This is a genomic window from Serratia sp. LSHTC3 (genome assembly GCF_057197125.1).
In genome coordinates this window covers 1,101,381-1,116,117 of the sequence record NZ_JBXUNP010000002.1, presented here as the reverse complement: position 1 = coordinate 1,116,117, position 14,737 = coordinate 1,101,381, and the positions used below count along the sequence as shown (strand labels likewise).

Annotated in this window: 15 protein-coding genes; 6 read left to right on the top strand and 9 right to left on the bottom strand. The window is 60.0% G+C overall.

All coding sequences use genetic code 11. The features are described 5' to 3' along the window. The first annotated feature begins 240 nt into the window (after positions 1-240). Both AC2CGI_RS12655 and AC2CGI_RS12650 read left to right on the top strand, forming a co-directional pair. A complete protein-coding gene (locus AC2CGI_RS12655; protein ID WP_015377831.1) occupies positions 241-1,479 on the top strand; it encodes a hypothetical protein in 1,239 nt (412 codons plus the stop codon). A 46-nt stretch (positions 1,480-1,525) separates the two neighbouring features. Then, positions 1,526-1,924 (top strand): SRPBCC family protein, encoded by a 399-nt coding sequence (locus tag AC2CGI_RS12650; protein WP_076740230.1) that lies wholly within the window; start codon positions 1,526-1,528, stop codon positions 1,922-1,924. Positions 1,925-1,930: 6 nt separating this feature from the next. Here the strand turns inward: AC2CGI_RS12650 and AC2CGI_RS12645 are convergent, their stop codons facing one another. After that, positions 1,931-3,649: a penicillin-binding transpeptidase domain-containing protein gene (locus AC2CGI_RS12645; RefSeq protein WP_076740231.1), complete on the bottom strand. Its 1,719-nt coding sequence runs from the start codon at positions 3,647-3,649 to the stop codon at positions 1,931-1,933. A 107-nt stretch (positions 3,650-3,756) separates the two neighbouring features. Next, positions 3,757-5,682, bottom strand: coding sequence for a penicillin-binding protein 2 (gene mrdA, locus AC2CGI_RS12640; RefSeq protein WP_076740232.1), 1,926 nt, complete (start codon positions 5,680-5,682; stop codon positions 3,757-3,759). A 294-nt stretch (positions 5,683-5,976) separates the two neighbouring features. Between mrdA and AC2CGI_RS12635 the strand changes: the two genes are divergently transcribed. Beyond that, positions 5,977-6,258: a YjcB family protein gene (locus tag AC2CGI_RS12635; protein WP_004940713.1), complete on the top strand. Its 282-nt coding sequence runs from the start codon at positions 5,977-5,979 to the stop codon at positions 6,256-6,258. 37 nt (positions 6,259-6,295) lie between these two features. On the opposite strand, the gene AC2CGI_RS12630 is transcribed toward AC2CGI_RS12635, so the two are convergent. The 3 genes from AC2CGI_RS12630 to AC2CGI_RS12620 form a co-directional block, all read right to left on the bottom strand. Next, complete coding sequence (locus AC2CGI_RS12630) at positions 6,296-6,745, bottom strand: MarR family winged helix-turn-helix transcriptional regulator (RefSeq protein ID WP_015377827.1); 450 nt, start codon at positions 6,743-6,745, stop codon at positions 6,296-6,298. Positions 6,746-6,837: 92 nt separating this feature from the next. Next, on the bottom strand, positions 6,838-7,854 hold the full coding sequence (locus tag AC2CGI_RS12625) for an FUSC family protein (RefSeq protein WP_021504561.1): 1,017 nt from the start codon (positions 7,852-7,854) through the stop codon (positions 6,838-6,840). Next, the gene (locus tag AC2CGI_RS12620) at positions 7,851-8,423 is read right to left on the bottom strand and encodes a cysteine hydrolase family protein (protein ID WP_033633093.1); all 573 of its coding nucleotides are present in this window, start codon (positions 8,421-8,423) and stop codon (positions 7,851-7,853) included. The genes AC2CGI_RS12625 and AC2CGI_RS12620 overlap by 4 nt, the downstream gene beginning before the upstream one ends. Before the next feature lie 255 nt (positions 8,424-8,678). On the opposite strand from AC2CGI_RS12620, the gene AC2CGI_RS12615 reads away from it, so the two are divergent. Next, entirely contained in the window at positions 8,679-9,878 is a 1,200-nt protein-coding gene (locus AC2CGI_RS12615; RefSeq protein ID WP_076740233.1) for a multidrug efflux MFS transporter, read from the top strand. Between the two features lie 171 nt (positions 9,879-10,049). Here the strand turns inward: AC2CGI_RS12615 and AC2CGI_RS12610 are convergent, their stop codons facing one another. From AC2CGI_RS12610 to AC2CGI_RS12595, 4 genes are all read right to left on the bottom strand, one after another. Then, complete coding sequence (locus AC2CGI_RS12610) at positions 10,050-10,541, bottom strand: nuclear transport factor 2 family protein (RefSeq protein ID WP_021504558.1); 492 nt, start codon at positions 10,539-10,541, stop codon at positions 10,050-10,052. A gap of 9 nt (positions 10,542-10,550) precedes the next feature. Then, a complete protein-coding gene (locus AC2CGI_RS12605) occupies positions 10,551-11,003 on the bottom strand; it encodes a MoaF-related domain-containing protein (RefSeq protein ID WP_015377823.1) in 453 nt (150 codons plus the stop codon). Between the two features lie 311 nt (positions 11,004-11,314). Further along, the gene (locus AC2CGI_RS12600) at positions 11,315-11,749 is read right to left on the bottom strand and encodes a VOC family protein (protein WP_021504557.1); all 435 of its coding nucleotides are present in this window, start codon (positions 11,747-11,749) and stop codon (positions 11,315-11,317) included. An 18-nt stretch (positions 11,750-11,767) separates the two neighbouring features. After that, entirely contained in the window at positions 11,768-12,637 is an 870-nt protein-coding gene (locus tag AC2CGI_RS12595; RefSeq protein ID WP_076740235.1) for a helix-turn-helix domain-containing protein, read from the bottom strand. Positions 12,638-12,815: 178 nt separating this feature from the next. Between AC2CGI_RS12595 and AC2CGI_RS12590 the strand changes: the two genes are divergently transcribed. Further along, positions 12,816-13,733 carry a DMT family transporter gene (locus AC2CGI_RS12590; RefSeq protein WP_076740236.1) on the top strand — a complete coding sequence of 306 codons (918 nt, stop codon included), beginning with the start codon at positions 12,816-12,818 and terminating at the stop codon, positions 13,731-13,733. A 53-nt stretch (positions 13,734-13,786) separates the two neighbouring features. Continuing rightward, positions 13,787-14,683, top strand: a complete 897-nt coding sequence (locus AC2CGI_RS12585; RefSeq protein WP_076740237.1) for a PhzF family phenazine biosynthesis protein — start codon at positions 13,787-13,789, stop codon at positions 14,681-14,683. The last annotated feature ends 54 nt before the right edge of the window (positions 14,684-14,737 follow it).

The following is a 14,737-nucleotide window of genomic DNA, read 5'->3' as shown; positions in this document are numbered from 1 at the left end:
CGACCCAATAATCGGAATTTCTCGTCAACGCTCATTTTTATTTCTTGACTTGTTCAATACCGGATTTATAGTTTTCCCATTAAACAAGAAACAAAGTTTCATATATTAACCGGAAATGAATTTAATATATGAAACGCACAATGAAACGTCTCAAATATAAAACAAACGAGCAACAGTGCCTTATTCACAGGTAAACCCCGCTCGTCTTAATAAAAACCAAACATTCACCAGGGGCCAGGCATGCGCAAGATCACCCTTTGTTTTTTTCTTGTTTCACCAGTGAGTTACGCGACTACCGTCGCATTGCCCAGCGACGCTGCTGCCACCGTGGCGCCGGTTAAAAAAAACCGCCCGGCCTTTCCGCATATTCATTGGCAAAACGAGGATAATAAAAAGAATATTGATATCGGCGGCGCGCTGCGCGCCAATTATCGCTATGAAGACTGGCGCAGCAGCAATTATCGGCATCCGCCGCATTTACGCTTTGACGCCTTTCGCATCGATGCCGCCGGCCAGATAAACGACGCGTTTTTCGATAGCGGATTCTGGTTTCAGGATCGGCGCAAATACGCCATCGACCGCGCCTATGTCGGCTACCACCTGTCTGAGCGCTCCACCGTGCAGCTGGGCGCGCCGTTCAAACCGTTCGGCCTGATGCCCTATCCGCAGTTCGGCTGGTCGTACGGCATTCCGTTTTACCTCGGCTTTGGCGTCAACACCGGGCTCGGCGCCAAATACCAATACCAACGGGGCGATTGGGCCTTTGACGCCGCCTACTACCCGCGCATGATGCCGACCGGCGTGCGTTACGCCCCCGACGTCGCCAGCTACGACGATCTGAAGAACACCAACTTTGCCTCACAGCATCTGCAGCGCAACGAAAAACGCGATCAGGTAAACCTGCGGCTGACGCGGGCTTTCCACCAGGGCGGTTGGGACAATGAGCTCGGCGGTTCGCTGGCGGCCTCGCGGCTCTACAACCAGGCGACCGGTGATAACGGCAGCTTCTGGGCGGCGGGCCTGCATACGCTGGTGAATCGGGATGCCTGGCATCTGTCCGGCCAGGTGATCCGCTACGGTTACGACGCCAAAGGCCCGGCCGGCGCCAGCAATTCGGTGATCCTGATGGGCGGCAACGGCCTGACGCCGGCCTATCTGATCCCGTCGCAGGCCACCACTGCCGCCATCAACCTGGCGCGCGACGTCGAGGTGCCCTGGGGACCGGTGAAAAAGCTGCGCTTCTACAACGACTACAGCGTGCTCTGGAAGGACAGGCACGGCGGCTCCGACTCCAAAATGAATACGCTCGGGGTGCAGGTGTTCGCCATGCCGGTGATGCTGTGGGTGGATCTGACCTGGGCGCAGAACGCCAATCCGTGGGGCGGCGTGGAAAACGCCACCGGCTGGACCGGCACCCAGTCCTCCGGCAGCAATAAATGGTATTTTCGCACCAACGTAAACATCGGTTACTACTTCTGAGCGCGGCGGGATCTACACTGAAGTATCGCCGTCAACCGGAGAAATCATGATGCTGAGCGCGCAAACGCTGCATGTCGCCATCAACCGCCCCTGTGACGAGGTGTACGCCTTTCTCAGCCGCCCGGAAAACTTCCCGTTGTGGGCCAAAGGATTAGCCAATAGCTTACGGCGGGAAGATGAAGATTGGATGGCGGAGACCCCGCAGGGGCGGATCCGCATTCGATTTAGCGCGCCCAATGCCTTCGGCGTGCTGGATCATTGGGTGACGCTGCCGGACGGCGGCGTAGTCTACGTGCCGCTGCGCGCGCTCGCCAACCGACAAGGTGCCGAGGTGATCTTCACCCTGTTCCGCCAGCCGGACATGGACGACGCGCTGTTCGCCCGCGACGTCGGGCTGGTGAACGCCGATCTGCAGGCGCTGAAGCGCCTGCTGGAATCGCGCTAATCCCCCTTACCCCTTGACCGACGACACCACGTTAAGCGGCTGGGCATCCGGCAGAATATTCATGTGCTCCAGCACCTGGGCCATGATCTTGCCGAACACCGGCCCGGCCACCGAACCGCCGAAGTGCTTGCCGGCTTTCGGGTTGTTGACCATCACCACCAGCGCCACCTGCGGATCGCTGGCCGGCGCCACGCCGGCGGTGTAGTTGATGTAGCCGCCGTCGTATTTGCCGCTCGGGCCCATTTTCTCGGCGGTACCGGTTTTGATCGCCAGCCGGTAGCCCGGCACTGCGGCGCTCACCCCGCTGCCGCCCGGCAAGGCGTCGCTCTCCATCATATGCACCACGGCCCGAACCGTATCCGCCGGCAGAATACGTTGCCCCATCACCGGCGGCGTCACCTTGGTGATCGACAGCGGCCGATAAATGCCGAAGGAACCGATCGCGGCATACTCGCGCGCCATCTGCAGCGGCGTCACGCGCAGCCCATAGCCGAAGGAGAAGGTAGCGCGTTCGATATCGGCCCAGCGTTCGCGATGCTGCGGCAAGTAGCCGCTGCTCTCGTTGCCGATGCCGAGCTCGGTCGGTCGCCCCAGGCCAAAGCTGCGGTAGACCGCCGGCAGCACCGTGGCCGGCAGCGCCAGCGCAATGTGCGATACCGCGATGTCGCTCGATTTTTGCAGCACGCCGGTGATGGTCAGTTTCGACCAATGGCCGACGTCTTTGATCAGGTGACCGTTCACCCGATACGGCGTGGTGTCCAGCACCGTATCCGGCCGGATCAGCTTATGCTCCAGCCCCACCATTACCACCACCGGTTTCACCGTCGAGCCCGGTTCGAAGCTGTCGCTGCTGCACACGTTGCGAATATCCTTCGCCGGGGTGCTGCCATAGTTGTTCGGGTTGAACGACGGGTAGCTGGCCATGCCGAGGACCTCGCCGGTGTCGATCTTGACCAGCACCGCACAGCCGGAGTCGGCCTGGTTAGCCACCACGCCGTCGCGGATCTGCGCATAGAGCACGTACTGAATAAATTTATCGATGCTGAGCGTCACGTTCGGCGGCGGCACCGGATCCACGCTTTTAAGCACGCCGATCACCGCGCCGCTGCCGTCCTTCTGATAGACCCGCAGGCCGTTTTTGCCCTGCAACAGCGGGTTGAAACCCAGCTCAATGCCTTCCAGCCCCTGATTGTCCTGGCCGACGATGCCGATCAGCCCGGCGGCGTCCTGGCCCATCGGATAAAAGCGGCTGAAATCCTGCTCGGTGCTGACGCCGGTCAGGTGCAGCTTACTGATGTAGGCGGCGTTATCGTCCTCCACCTTGCGCGCCAGATAAACGAAGCGTTTGCGCGCGTTGCTCTGGATCAGGTGCTGGATGTCCGCCAGCGGGATCTTCAGCACGTTGGCCATGCTCTGCCAGCGTTCGTTGCCGGTATCGGTCTGGGTATCGAGAATATGCTTCGGATCCAGCACGATGTCTTGGGACGACACGCTGACCGCCAGCGCCTCATCGTTGCGATCGGTGATCATGGCGCGGTTGGTCGGCACCACCTGGGTGCGGATCGAACGCTGGTCAGCCTGGTTGGCCAACTGCTGGTGTTCCAGCAGTTGCAGGTAACCGACCCTGAACGCCAACAGAAAAAAACAGACCAGCATGCCGGCGCATATCCAGCCGAAACGAACTGTGGAATAGGTTTTACCGCTCTTTTTGGTCGATGGCGCCACTGTTGTGTTAACCCTACGTTTTTATTCAGTTTATGGTGTTATTTCAGTCTACCTTGCCGGAAATGGTCAGGAGATTGCAGTTTGTAAGAAAGTAAAAACAAACCGCATCACCGTTGCACATCCGCGCTGTCGTTTAACTGCGGTTTACTTTGCGGCGTATCGCCGGGCTGCGGCGCGTTGGCCGGGTCAAAAATGTGGTCGAGGATCGCGCGCGCGGTCGGCCCCGCCACCACGCCGTCGCCACCGCCGTTTTCCAGGATCAGCGCCATCGCCACCCGGGGATTTTTGTAGGGCGCAAACAGCGTATAAAAGATGTGATCGCGCAGCCGCACCGGGATCATTTTGGCGTTGTAAGTCTGGTTTTGCTTCAGGCTGAACACTTGCGAGGTGCCGGATTTGGCGGCGATCTGATACGGCGCGGTGTGGAACAGCTTGTAACCGGTGCCGTTCGGCAAGTTGGCCATGCCGTACATACCGTTGCGCACGATGCCCCAGTAAGGCGAGTTGGGATCGCCGATCTGCGCCGTTTGCGCCGGCGGCTGGTAGCGCGTCACCCGGTTGCCCTGCTGCAGCGAATATAACAGATGCGGCGTTTTCACCCGGCCGTTGTTGAGCAGCGTGCTCAAGGCTTTCACCATCTGGATCGGCGTCGCCACCCAATACCCCTGGCCGATGCCCACCGAGACCGTATCCCCCTGATACCAGCCTTTTTTGTGCACCTTCAGCTTCCAGTCGCGGCTCGGCAGCACGCCGCGGTACTCTTCGTTCAGATCGATGCCGGTCGACTGGCCGTAGCCGAACTGGCTCAGCCAGTGGTGAATGCGATCGATGCCCATCTCATACGCCACCTGATAAAAGAAGGTATCGGCGGATTCCTCGATCGCTTTGGTGACGTTGAGCATGCCGTGGCCGGTTTTCAGCCAGTCGCGGTAGCGCCGCTCGGTGCCGGGCAGCGTCCAGGTCGGCGCGCCGAAAAAGGTGGTGGTGGGCGTGATCACCCCGGCGAACAGCGCCGAAACGGCCATGTAGGGCTTCACCGTGGAAGCCGGCGGGTACAACCCCTGGGTAACGCGGTTGATGAGCGGCAGATCCGGGTTGCCCAGCAGCGCCTTATAGGCCTGATAGCCGATGCCTTTGACGAAGGGATTAGGATCGTAACTGGGGCTGGAGACCATCGCCAGAATGCCGCCGTCGCGCGGATCTTCCACCACCACCGCGGCGCGTTGCCCCTTCAGCACCGATTCGATGTACTGCTGCAGCGGCAGATCCAGCGTCAGGTAAATGTTTTTGCCGGCCTTCGGCGGCTGCTCCTTCAGCAAGCGGATCACCCGCCCATGGTTATCCACCTCCACCTCCTGATAGCCGGTGGTGCCGTGCAGTTCTGACTCATAATAGGCTTCGATGCCCTGTTTGCCGATGTTGCGGTCGGCGGCATAGTTCTCGCTCAGGCCGGCCTTGTCCAGGCGCTTGAGATCGCTGTCGTTGATCTTCGACACATAGCCCAGCACGTGCGCCAGCTGGGCGCCGTAAGGATATTCACGCTGCTGATAGGTATCGATGGTCACCCCGTCGAAACGGTATTGATTGACGGCAAAGCGCGCCACCTCAGTGTCACTCAGCCCGGTTTTTAGCGTCACCGGCTTGTAGCGGCTGTTGTGGTGCATATCGTCGCGAAACGCGCTGATGTCCTCCGGCGTCAGATCGACGATCGGCGTCAGCGCCTGCAGCAGCGCCGCCATGTCGGTGATTTTGCTGGGCGTGATTTCGACACGATACAGTGTCACGTTTCGCACCAGCGGAGTGCCATTGCGATCGAAGATTAACCCGCGGCTGGGGGCGAGCGGCAGCATTTTGATGTCGTTCTGGTTGGAACGCGTCTGGTAAAAGCCGTGCTGGCGGATTTGCAGCCGGTAGAGGTTAACGATCAGCGCGCTGAAGCAGACCACCACCAGCGCCAGCGCTACGCCTGCCCGGCGGATAAACAGCCTCTCTTCCGCAGAGTGGTCGCGAATTTTTTCTTTTAACAGGGCCATGCGGTGCCGGTACCTTTTGCGTCACATTTCCCCGTAAAATCAGGGAACTGAAAAGCCGGCAAGCATAGCGTTATCGAGCGCGCCGCCCCATGAAAAGGTTGCTAATGAAATGGCATAACTGTTTCAGCATATTGGAATGTTACCGTCGGCGATTTTTTCACCGCGCGCCCCATTGAGCCGCCGTTCGCCCCAATGCTACAATGTGATCTGAATCACATTATTCCCGTTATTCCCCCGCATTTCCCTGTCGGCGCCCTGCCGGATGCGGCTTTTTGTTACATAGGATCAAGTTCGATGAGTACCATTGCCACCGGTTTAGTCATGATGCGCTGGGAGTTGCTGAGCGCCGTGATGATGTTCTTCGCCAGCCAGTTAAACGTCGTTTGCCGTAAAACCAGCCGCAACGGTATGGCGTTCATGTTCAGCAGCCTGGGCCTGTTTACCGCCTGCTGGTTCGTGATGGGCCTGATGGGCATCCACCTCACCCTGGAAGCCTTCACCCAATTCTGGTCATCGGCCTGGGATCGCTACGTGGACGTCGTCAGCACCATGCCGGCCGATTGGCCGATGCCGTAACCTCGCTGCACGGGCGGCGCATCTGCCGCCCCGCCGATTATTCCGCGTCCGTTGACGGCGCCGCCGCCAGCCGCGCCATCAACGCCCCCGCTTCGATCAGCTGCGCCTGTTCTTGCTCCGTTAAACAGCTTTCCATCGCCGCCAGCAGCCACGCCTCGCGCCGGGTGCGGCTTTGCTGCAACAGGCCCAGCCCGGCGGGCGTCAGGCGCACCCGCACCCGGCGTTTGTCTTCAGCATCCGGCGTGCGCACCAGCAGCCCATCGGCCTCCAGCTCCCGTAAGGCGGCCGCCAGGTTAGAGGAACGCATGCGCTCCGACTCCGCCAGCAGCGACGGCGTCGCCTCGCCGCCGTGACGATCGATAGCTCCCAGCAGCATCAGCTGGGCCCAGGATTTTTCGTCGCTGCGCGACTCGCGCCGCAAACGGCGCACCAGCGACATTAATTGCGTGCGCAGCAGCGTCACGTCTTCAGGATGATCTTTTTTCATTGGCATCAATAGATAACGATAGATTTGTCCGTACTTTCACACCGAGACCGGAAACGGTCAACCGAAATTGGCGGACGAAATATGCCAGCTCGCTATTGGCGGGTGCCGGCGTTGAGCGGCAACACCGCATGCACCGCCAAAGCGAACAGCAGACCGATGCCACCGCCCAGCAACACATTGACCACCCTTTCTGCGGCGATCGACGGCGCTTTTCCTGCAATCACCAACGCGCAGGCGATGCAGGCGCAACGGGCGCCAAACCCCAAGGTATAACGATGAAAAGACACCAGGGTGAGCATCGTCACCACGCTCAGCAGTTCATAACCCACATTGCCATGCGGCATGAGGCTACCCAGCAAAATACCGACGGGCACGCCCAGCAATGCGCCTGACGCACGCTGGCGGAGTTTGTTGCGCGTAGCGGCCATATCGCCGCTGATCACGCTGACGGCCGACCAGATCACCCATTGCCCGTAATCGAGGTGTTGCCACTCAACGATCGCCGCCGACAGTGCAACGGCACAACTTACGGCGAGCAAAGCCTCGCCGCAGGCCACGCGAGCGCCAAGCTCATCGCTGCGGCGCAGCTGGAGATAATGATGCAGGCTGTCACTCGTCGACAGCCGCGCTAGCCGCCGATGCTCCGCCAGTGCAAGCATCAGCACCGGCAAGACGGCTGCCCCCAGAAAAGGGAGCTGCGCCCAGCCGCATTGGGCTAATGGCGCGCCGGCGCCACCTTCAGCGGTTTCACACGCCAGATAAAGAGCCGGAATAAAAATAAAATTCCCCAGGGATCGCAGCTTGCCGCCGAACGCGGAGATCCCAACCGCCGCCGCCGCTGCCAACACGCACGCCAAAATGAAGATTACCGGCGTGTGCATGGCGCACAGCAGCGCCATAAAGAGCAGCAGCAATGCCGCCGCATGCAGCGCCACGCCGAGCGGCGCCAGTTCAAGGCGCTCACAAACGACAAACAGCGATATGGTGACCACCGAAGCCTTCAGCCAGTTGGCATTGCCTGTCGCCAGGCTCAGGGCCAGCAACGGCGCCAACACCCATGCTCCCCGTCGCAGCTGACGCCAGGCGATTTCTTCACGCAGCAGCTTCACAATGCGCTCAGTTGTTCCAGCGTGACGATATCGGCAATAGTGGCAAGCGTTTCCATCGAGATCCGGTGCTCTTCCGCCGTGGCCGCCGCGCAAGCCTCTTCCAGTATCAGCACCTGATAATCGCGATCGTGCGCGTCGCGCGCCGTCGCCTGTACCGCCCAGGTGCTGCTGACCCCACAGATCACCAACCGTTCAATGCGGCGGGCGCGCAGCGTCGCATCCAGATTGGTGCCATAAAACGCGCTGACGCGCGGTTTTACGATGGTTAACTCCCCCAAATCAGACGCTAAATCAGGATGAAAATCCGTGCCCGGCTGGCCCAGTGCGATAGCGCCAAATTGATGCGCCTGCCCAAACATCCGCGAGTATTTGGGTTGATCGACATAGCCGGCCGCGAAACCGACTTTAACCAATATGCGCAGCCAATCCTTGCGCTGCGCGAGAGACAATGCGCTATTTGCCCGCGCGATAGCATCGCGCTCAATGACCTGCTGCGCCGAGCGCGCAATTTTTCCTTCCGGGTGGGAGATATCCACGATGTAATCCAGAGCGATCAGTGCGGTATTCATAGAAAGCGTCTCCTTGCCGCCGACACGGCGAAATGGGTAGAGAGAGTGTGGCGCCGCCGAATTGTTGAGCGGCTTGGTGGAGTAGCTTAAAATAAATACCTATGATAATATAGCTATTATTTTATAGCGAAATGTAACAACGCCGCCGACGGGCTTTACGTTTTCTCACGCATTTCCCCCGCGCCGGCCAGTTCGCGGTGTTATTATTATCTTGCTTAACAAATCCCTCCAAATTCAAAGTGGTACGACAAGTCGATGGAAGCGTGGAAAGTCAATCTGATCTCGGTCTGGCTCGGGTGTTTCTTCACCGGGCTGGCGATGAGCCAAATCCTCCCTTTTCTGCCGCTGTACGTCGAACAGCTCGGCGTCAGCGATCATCAATCCCTCAGCCTGTGGTCCGGGCTGGTGTTCAGCGGCACCTTTTTGGTCTCGGCGGTGGTGTCGCCGCTGTGGGGCAGCCTCGCCGACCGCAAAGGCCGCAAGCTGATGCTGCTGCGCGCCTCGCTGGGCATGGCGATCGTCATCGCCCTGCAGGGGCTGGCCACCAACGTCTGGCAGCTGTTCGCGCTGCGCGCCCTGATGGGGCTGACGTCCGGCTATATTCCCAACGCCATGGCGCTGGTCGCCTCGCAGGCGCCGCGCGATAAAAGCGGCTGGGCGCTGGGCACGCTCTCTACCGGGCAGATCTCCGGCGTGATCGCCGGGCCGCTGCTGGGCGGGCTGATGGCCGACCATTTGGGGCTGCGGGTGGTGTTTTTTGTCACCGCCGGGCTGATGTTCGTCAGCTTCCTGGTGACGCTGTTCCTGATTAAAGAACGGCGCATCACGGTGAAAAAAGCGGATCAGCTGAGCGGCCAGGCGGTGTTCCGTTCGCTGCCTTATCCAACGCTGATCGTCACGCTGTTCGTTTGTACCCTGATGATCCAGCTGGCTAACTCCTCCATCAGCCCGATCCTGACGCTGTTCATCCGCGAACTGTCGGGCGACGTCAGCAATATCGCCTTTGTCAGCGGCATGATCGCCGCCGTGCCCGGCATTGCGGCGCTGATCTCGGCGCCACGCCTCGGGCGGCTCGGCGATCGCATCGGCACCGCGCGCATCCTGATCGCCGCGCTGCTGTTCACCACCGGCCTGTTCGCCGTGATGGCCTGGGTGAATACGCCGCTGCAGCTGGGCATTCTGCGCTTCCTGCTGGGGTTCGCCGACGGCGCGCTGATGCCGGCGGTGCAGGCGCTGCTGCTGAAGTATTCCTCCGATCAGGTGACCGGGCGCATCTTCGGCTATAACCAATCCTTTATGTACCTGGGCAACGTGGTTGGCCCGCTGCTGGGATCGGGCATTTCGGCGATGATGGGGTTCCGCTGGGTGTTCGCCGTCACGGCGGTATTGGTGCTTTGCAATGCGCTGCAGCTGCGGCATCAGTTCAAAAAAGTGGAAAATCAACGCGCGGGATAACGAGGAATGTGGGGAAACGCCTCAAGCAGTGGCGGGACAATGACGCCCATCAACCGTACCACCACTGCCAAAGGCGGCCGTAGCCTACTCGACGCGGCGGTCATTTCCTATTTATGTAAGTAAATAAAGTGTTGCGGGCATGTAGAGGGCCGCCGCAGCGGCCCTTGCGGATCAGAACATGGTATTGTCATTGGCCGATTTTTCCGGCACATCCTGATTGACGTCCCAATGCTCGGTGATTTTACCCTGATCGTTCACCCGATAAATATCCACGCTGGCGGTGCCGCGATCCTGCGGATTATTTTGGTATTGGACGTGAACGTAGACCAGATCGCCGTTGACCGCGCTGCGGTATATTTTGGCGCTGTACTGCGGATTGTCTTTGAAGGTCTGGCTGAAGAAATCCAGGAACGGCTTGATGCCGTCGCCGACGAACGGGTTATGCTGCTTGTAGTTCTCCACAATCAGCTTTTGCGCCACGCTGATGTCATGACGGTTGAAAAAGCCCGCATACAGATCTTCCACCACCTTCAGCTTCTGCTGGGCATGATGATAACCGCCCTTGCCGGCCGATTTGTAAGACGCCGCCTGATCCGTTGACAGCGCCGGGTAACTCGCCAGCAAACCGCCGACGATCGCACAGGTGATCAATGCCTTTTTCATAACTGCTCCTTAGTTTCCTGAGTGACCTACGATTTTCAGCTGCCCTTTCAGATGGGTGAAGCTGCCGTCCCTGGCGGCGATGTTGGTGTATACCTCGCCGCGCTCAAAGTCCTCGACATGCGTCACGTTGTCGCCGGACTGTGGTTCATGCCAATAGACCATGTAGACCTTCGGCCGAATCTCCACCGCGGTGTACTGCACGGTATCGGTGATGCCCTGCGACGCTTCGCCGATACCGGTGAAGGTCATGGTCTTGTCATCGGTAAAATCCAGCTTGAAGGCGAAATCGCCGAAGGTCACCTGCACCACTTTACCGACCGCAATAAACTGCCCGTGTTTTTCCGTCATCGTCGCCGCCTTACTGTTTGTCAGGGTGGTTTGCGCCGCCAAAGCGGCAGGCAATGCCAGGGGGAAAGTCAGGGCTATCGCCAGCGCGATGCCCGTTCGTTTCACTGTTTTCATCGTTCCTTCTCCTTTCCGTGGTTGAAAACGAGAATCATTATTATTTCTTAACGGTTGGCGGAAATATAAGAATAATCTCTATTCCTATCAGGCACCTGGCGGCGAAAAAAGCGGGCGAAAAATCGCCGTAAAATGGCATGGCAATAGCGCGTTCTGGCCATTGGTTTTTACGCAATGAACGGAATTACTGCTTTCAGGAAGGGAAACCACTCGGGGATTTGATGGGTCTATAGCGCAGATCGCTTTAAGCTAATGCGTATTTATTCTTAAGGCCGCCCGCCGCAGGGAAACGGCGGCGAACGGCGTGGCGTTTAACGCAGCCAGGGCGTATAGGTGACGCCAACCAGCAACCCTTCCGGGCTGAGCAAACGGGTAACGCTTTGCCCCCACGGCTCTTCACGATTGGCGACCAGCAGCCGATAACCGCGATCGACCAGCCCCTGGGTGGCGGCCGCCATGTCGGCCACGTCGAACTCGATCCATGCCTGCGGCACCGCGAGATCCGCCGGCCAGCGATCGTCGCCAAAGCAGGACTGCGCCGCCTGCGCCAGCGGCCACAGGGCGAAGTGTTTCACCCCGTCCAGCGCGCCCTGCTCGGCCAGCAGATAGGTTTCGTTGCCCGGCATCGGCTTGAGCGGCAACCCCAGCGCCTCGACATAAAACGCCTTGCTCTCGTCGCTCTCACGCGTGATCGGCCCGAATCCGGCGACGAACAACACGCCCAGCCCGGCAAATGGTTGATCCATGCTTGCACTCCCTTCCGGTTAGCGCCCCTGCCGCACCTGCAGCGGAGCAAGTCCATAGGCCGCCTTGAAGCGGTTGCTGAAATGGCTGGCGGAGCTGAAGCCGCACGCCAGCGCGATCTCGGTGATCGGCTGTTGGCTATGCCGCAACAGCTGTTCCGCCCGCTGCAGCCGCGCGCGCATCACAAACTGGTGCGGCGCCAGGCCGGTCGAATGTTTGAACATGCGGGCAAAATGGTATTCGCTCAACCCGGCCTGCGCCGCCAGATCGGCCAACAACAAAGGCCGATCCAGGTGGCTTGCGATATATTCCCGCACCCGCCTGGCTGCCGCGGGAGCCAGGCCGCCGCGCGCCGCCGGCAGCTTCCACTGCAGCTGGCTGTAGCGCTGGATCAGGTGCGACATCAGCAGGTTCGAGGCGCTGCTGAGCGCCAGCAGGTTGGCGCTGTCCCGCCAGTCGCAGTTGAGCAAAAACTGGCGATACAGCAGCGTGATCTGCGGATCTTCGCCGAAGCTGCGCGGCTCCACGTTGATCGCCGCCGGGCTGCGATCCCAGGTTTGCTCCGCCAGCCGGCGCAGATGCCCGTCGGTACAATACAGATGCACGAACGACAGATCGCTGCGCACATCCCAGGTGGAAGCGTACTGGCGCGGCATGATGCAGAAGCGATCCGGCCCGCCGCCGTTGCGCCAGCCGCCCGGCACCTGCTGGTAGCACTCATAGCCGTCGGCGACGTACAGGCTCAGGGTATGGTGGTCGGCGCTTTCCTGCGTGACGCGATCGTTGCGGTTAGACCAGGCCGCCAGCTCCACGCCGGTGCCCAGCAGCACGCTGCCGTGCAGCCGCGCCTTGTGCTCTCGCAGTGTTTCAAACGCCTGATAGTTGGACATCGCCGGCCCCGTTGTTCGACATGCTGACAGTGTAAAGAGTGGCGCCGCGGCATGCCAGCGGCCGCCCCGCGCTTTTGGCAAAAAAAGCGCAAGAATATGCAACTGGGCGCAAAGCGCTGCAAGCGCCGCCGCGCGCCAAAGCGGATACTGCGCCATCGGTTTTTTCGGAGTGAATAGAATGAATGCGCTGTTGTACCTCGCCGTGGTGCTGATTTGGGGCACCACCTGGATAGCGATTACCCTGCAACAGGAAGGCCCGGTGGCCATTCCCGTGTCGATCGCTTACCGTTTCGCCATTTCCGCTGCGGTGATGTTCGCCGTGCTGTTGTTAACACGCCGCCTGCGCCGCATCGCCCCGCGCGATCATCTGTTCTGCGTGCTGCAGGGCTGCTGCGTGTTCGGTTTCAACTTCTTCTGCTTTTACCATGCGGCGGCTTATATCAGCAGCGGGCTGGAATCGGTGATCTTCTCGATGGCGGTGCTGTTCAACGCCCTCAACAGCCTGCTGTTCTTCCGCCAGCGCCCCAGCCCCAACCTGCTGCCGGCGGCGCTGCTGGGGTTGACCGGCATCGTGGCGCTGTTCTGGCAAGATCTGGCCGCCACCCGCATGGCGCCGGAGCTGCTTAAAGGCATCGGCCTGAGCGCGCTCGGCACCTACGGCTTCTCGCTGGGCAATATGATCAGCGCGCGCCATCAGCGCCGCGGGCTGGATATTTTTTCCACCAATACCTATGCCATGACCTACGGCGCGCTGTTGATGGCGTTGATCGCCCTGGCGCAGGGCGCGTCGTTCCAGATGGAATACAGCAGCCGCTATATCGGATCCCTGTTGTATCTGGCGATCTTCGGATCGGTGATCGCCTTCGCCGCCTACTTCAGCCTGCTCGGCCGCATCGGCGCCGGCGCGGCGGCCTACAGCACCCTGCTGTTCCCACTGGTGGCGCTGACCATCTCAACGATTTACGAAGGCTACCAGTGGCACTTCAACGCCGTGCTGGGCCTGTGCCTGATTTTGCTGGGCAACCTGGTGATGTTCGCCAAGCCGGGGCTGAAGTGGCGACGGGCGGGTATCTCAAAACAAAACTCAACCCTTTGAAGCTATTGCAAATATCGTTATCATCAGGTTTTGTTGATAACGGATGATGGCCAATGCTCAGAAGTGATGATGTGACACCCCGCGCCTACCAACAGGTGGACGTTTTCACCGCCACGCCGCTGCTCGGCAATCCCGTGGCGGTGGTGCTGGAAGCCGAAGGGCTGAACGACGCGCAGATGCTGGCATTGGCCCGTTGGACCAACCTGTCGGAAACCACCTTTGTGTTTAAACCGACGCACCCGGCGGCGGATTATAAGGTGCGCATTTTCACCACCGAAAAAGAGCTGCCCTTCGCCGGCCACCCGACGTTGGGCACCGCCCACGCCCTGCTGAAAGCCGGATTGACGCCTAAACGCCCTGGAACGGTGATGCAGGAATGCGGCGTCGGTCTGGTGGCGGTCAATATCCAGCCGGAAGGCACATTGGCGTTCGCCGCGCCCGAAGTAGAGTTCCGCCCCATGGCGGCCGAAGAAACCGAACGGCTGACGGCCGCTTTACGGCCTGCAGTGATTGCAGCAGGCACCCCGCCGGTGATTGCCGAGATGGGCATTCGCTGGCTGATGGTGCGCCTGCCGGACGCGCAGTCCTGCCTGGCGGTAACGCCGGATCAGGCCACGATTAAACAGCTGCAAACCGCCTGTGATGTGGATGGCGTAGTGATCTATGGCGCCTGCTCCGCAACCGAACCGGCCGATTACGAAATGCGCGCGTTTATGGTGGAATGCGGTGTTTTGATTGAAGATCCGGTAACCGGCAGCGCCAATGCCTGCCTGGCGCGCTTATTGAAGGCCAGCCGCTTCCCCGACGGCGGCCAGACCGCACAGGGTTACCAGGTGCGCCAGGGCACCCAACTTAATCGAGATGGCCGCGTGAGCGTGCGCTTTATTGACGGCGAACCCTGGATCGGCGGGCAGTGCTGCACCCTGATTAACGGCACATTGGGTATTTAGTTTGGAGATGTAGGATAAGGAAGGCGTTGGACATTTGGAGGGGTGTTTACCCTA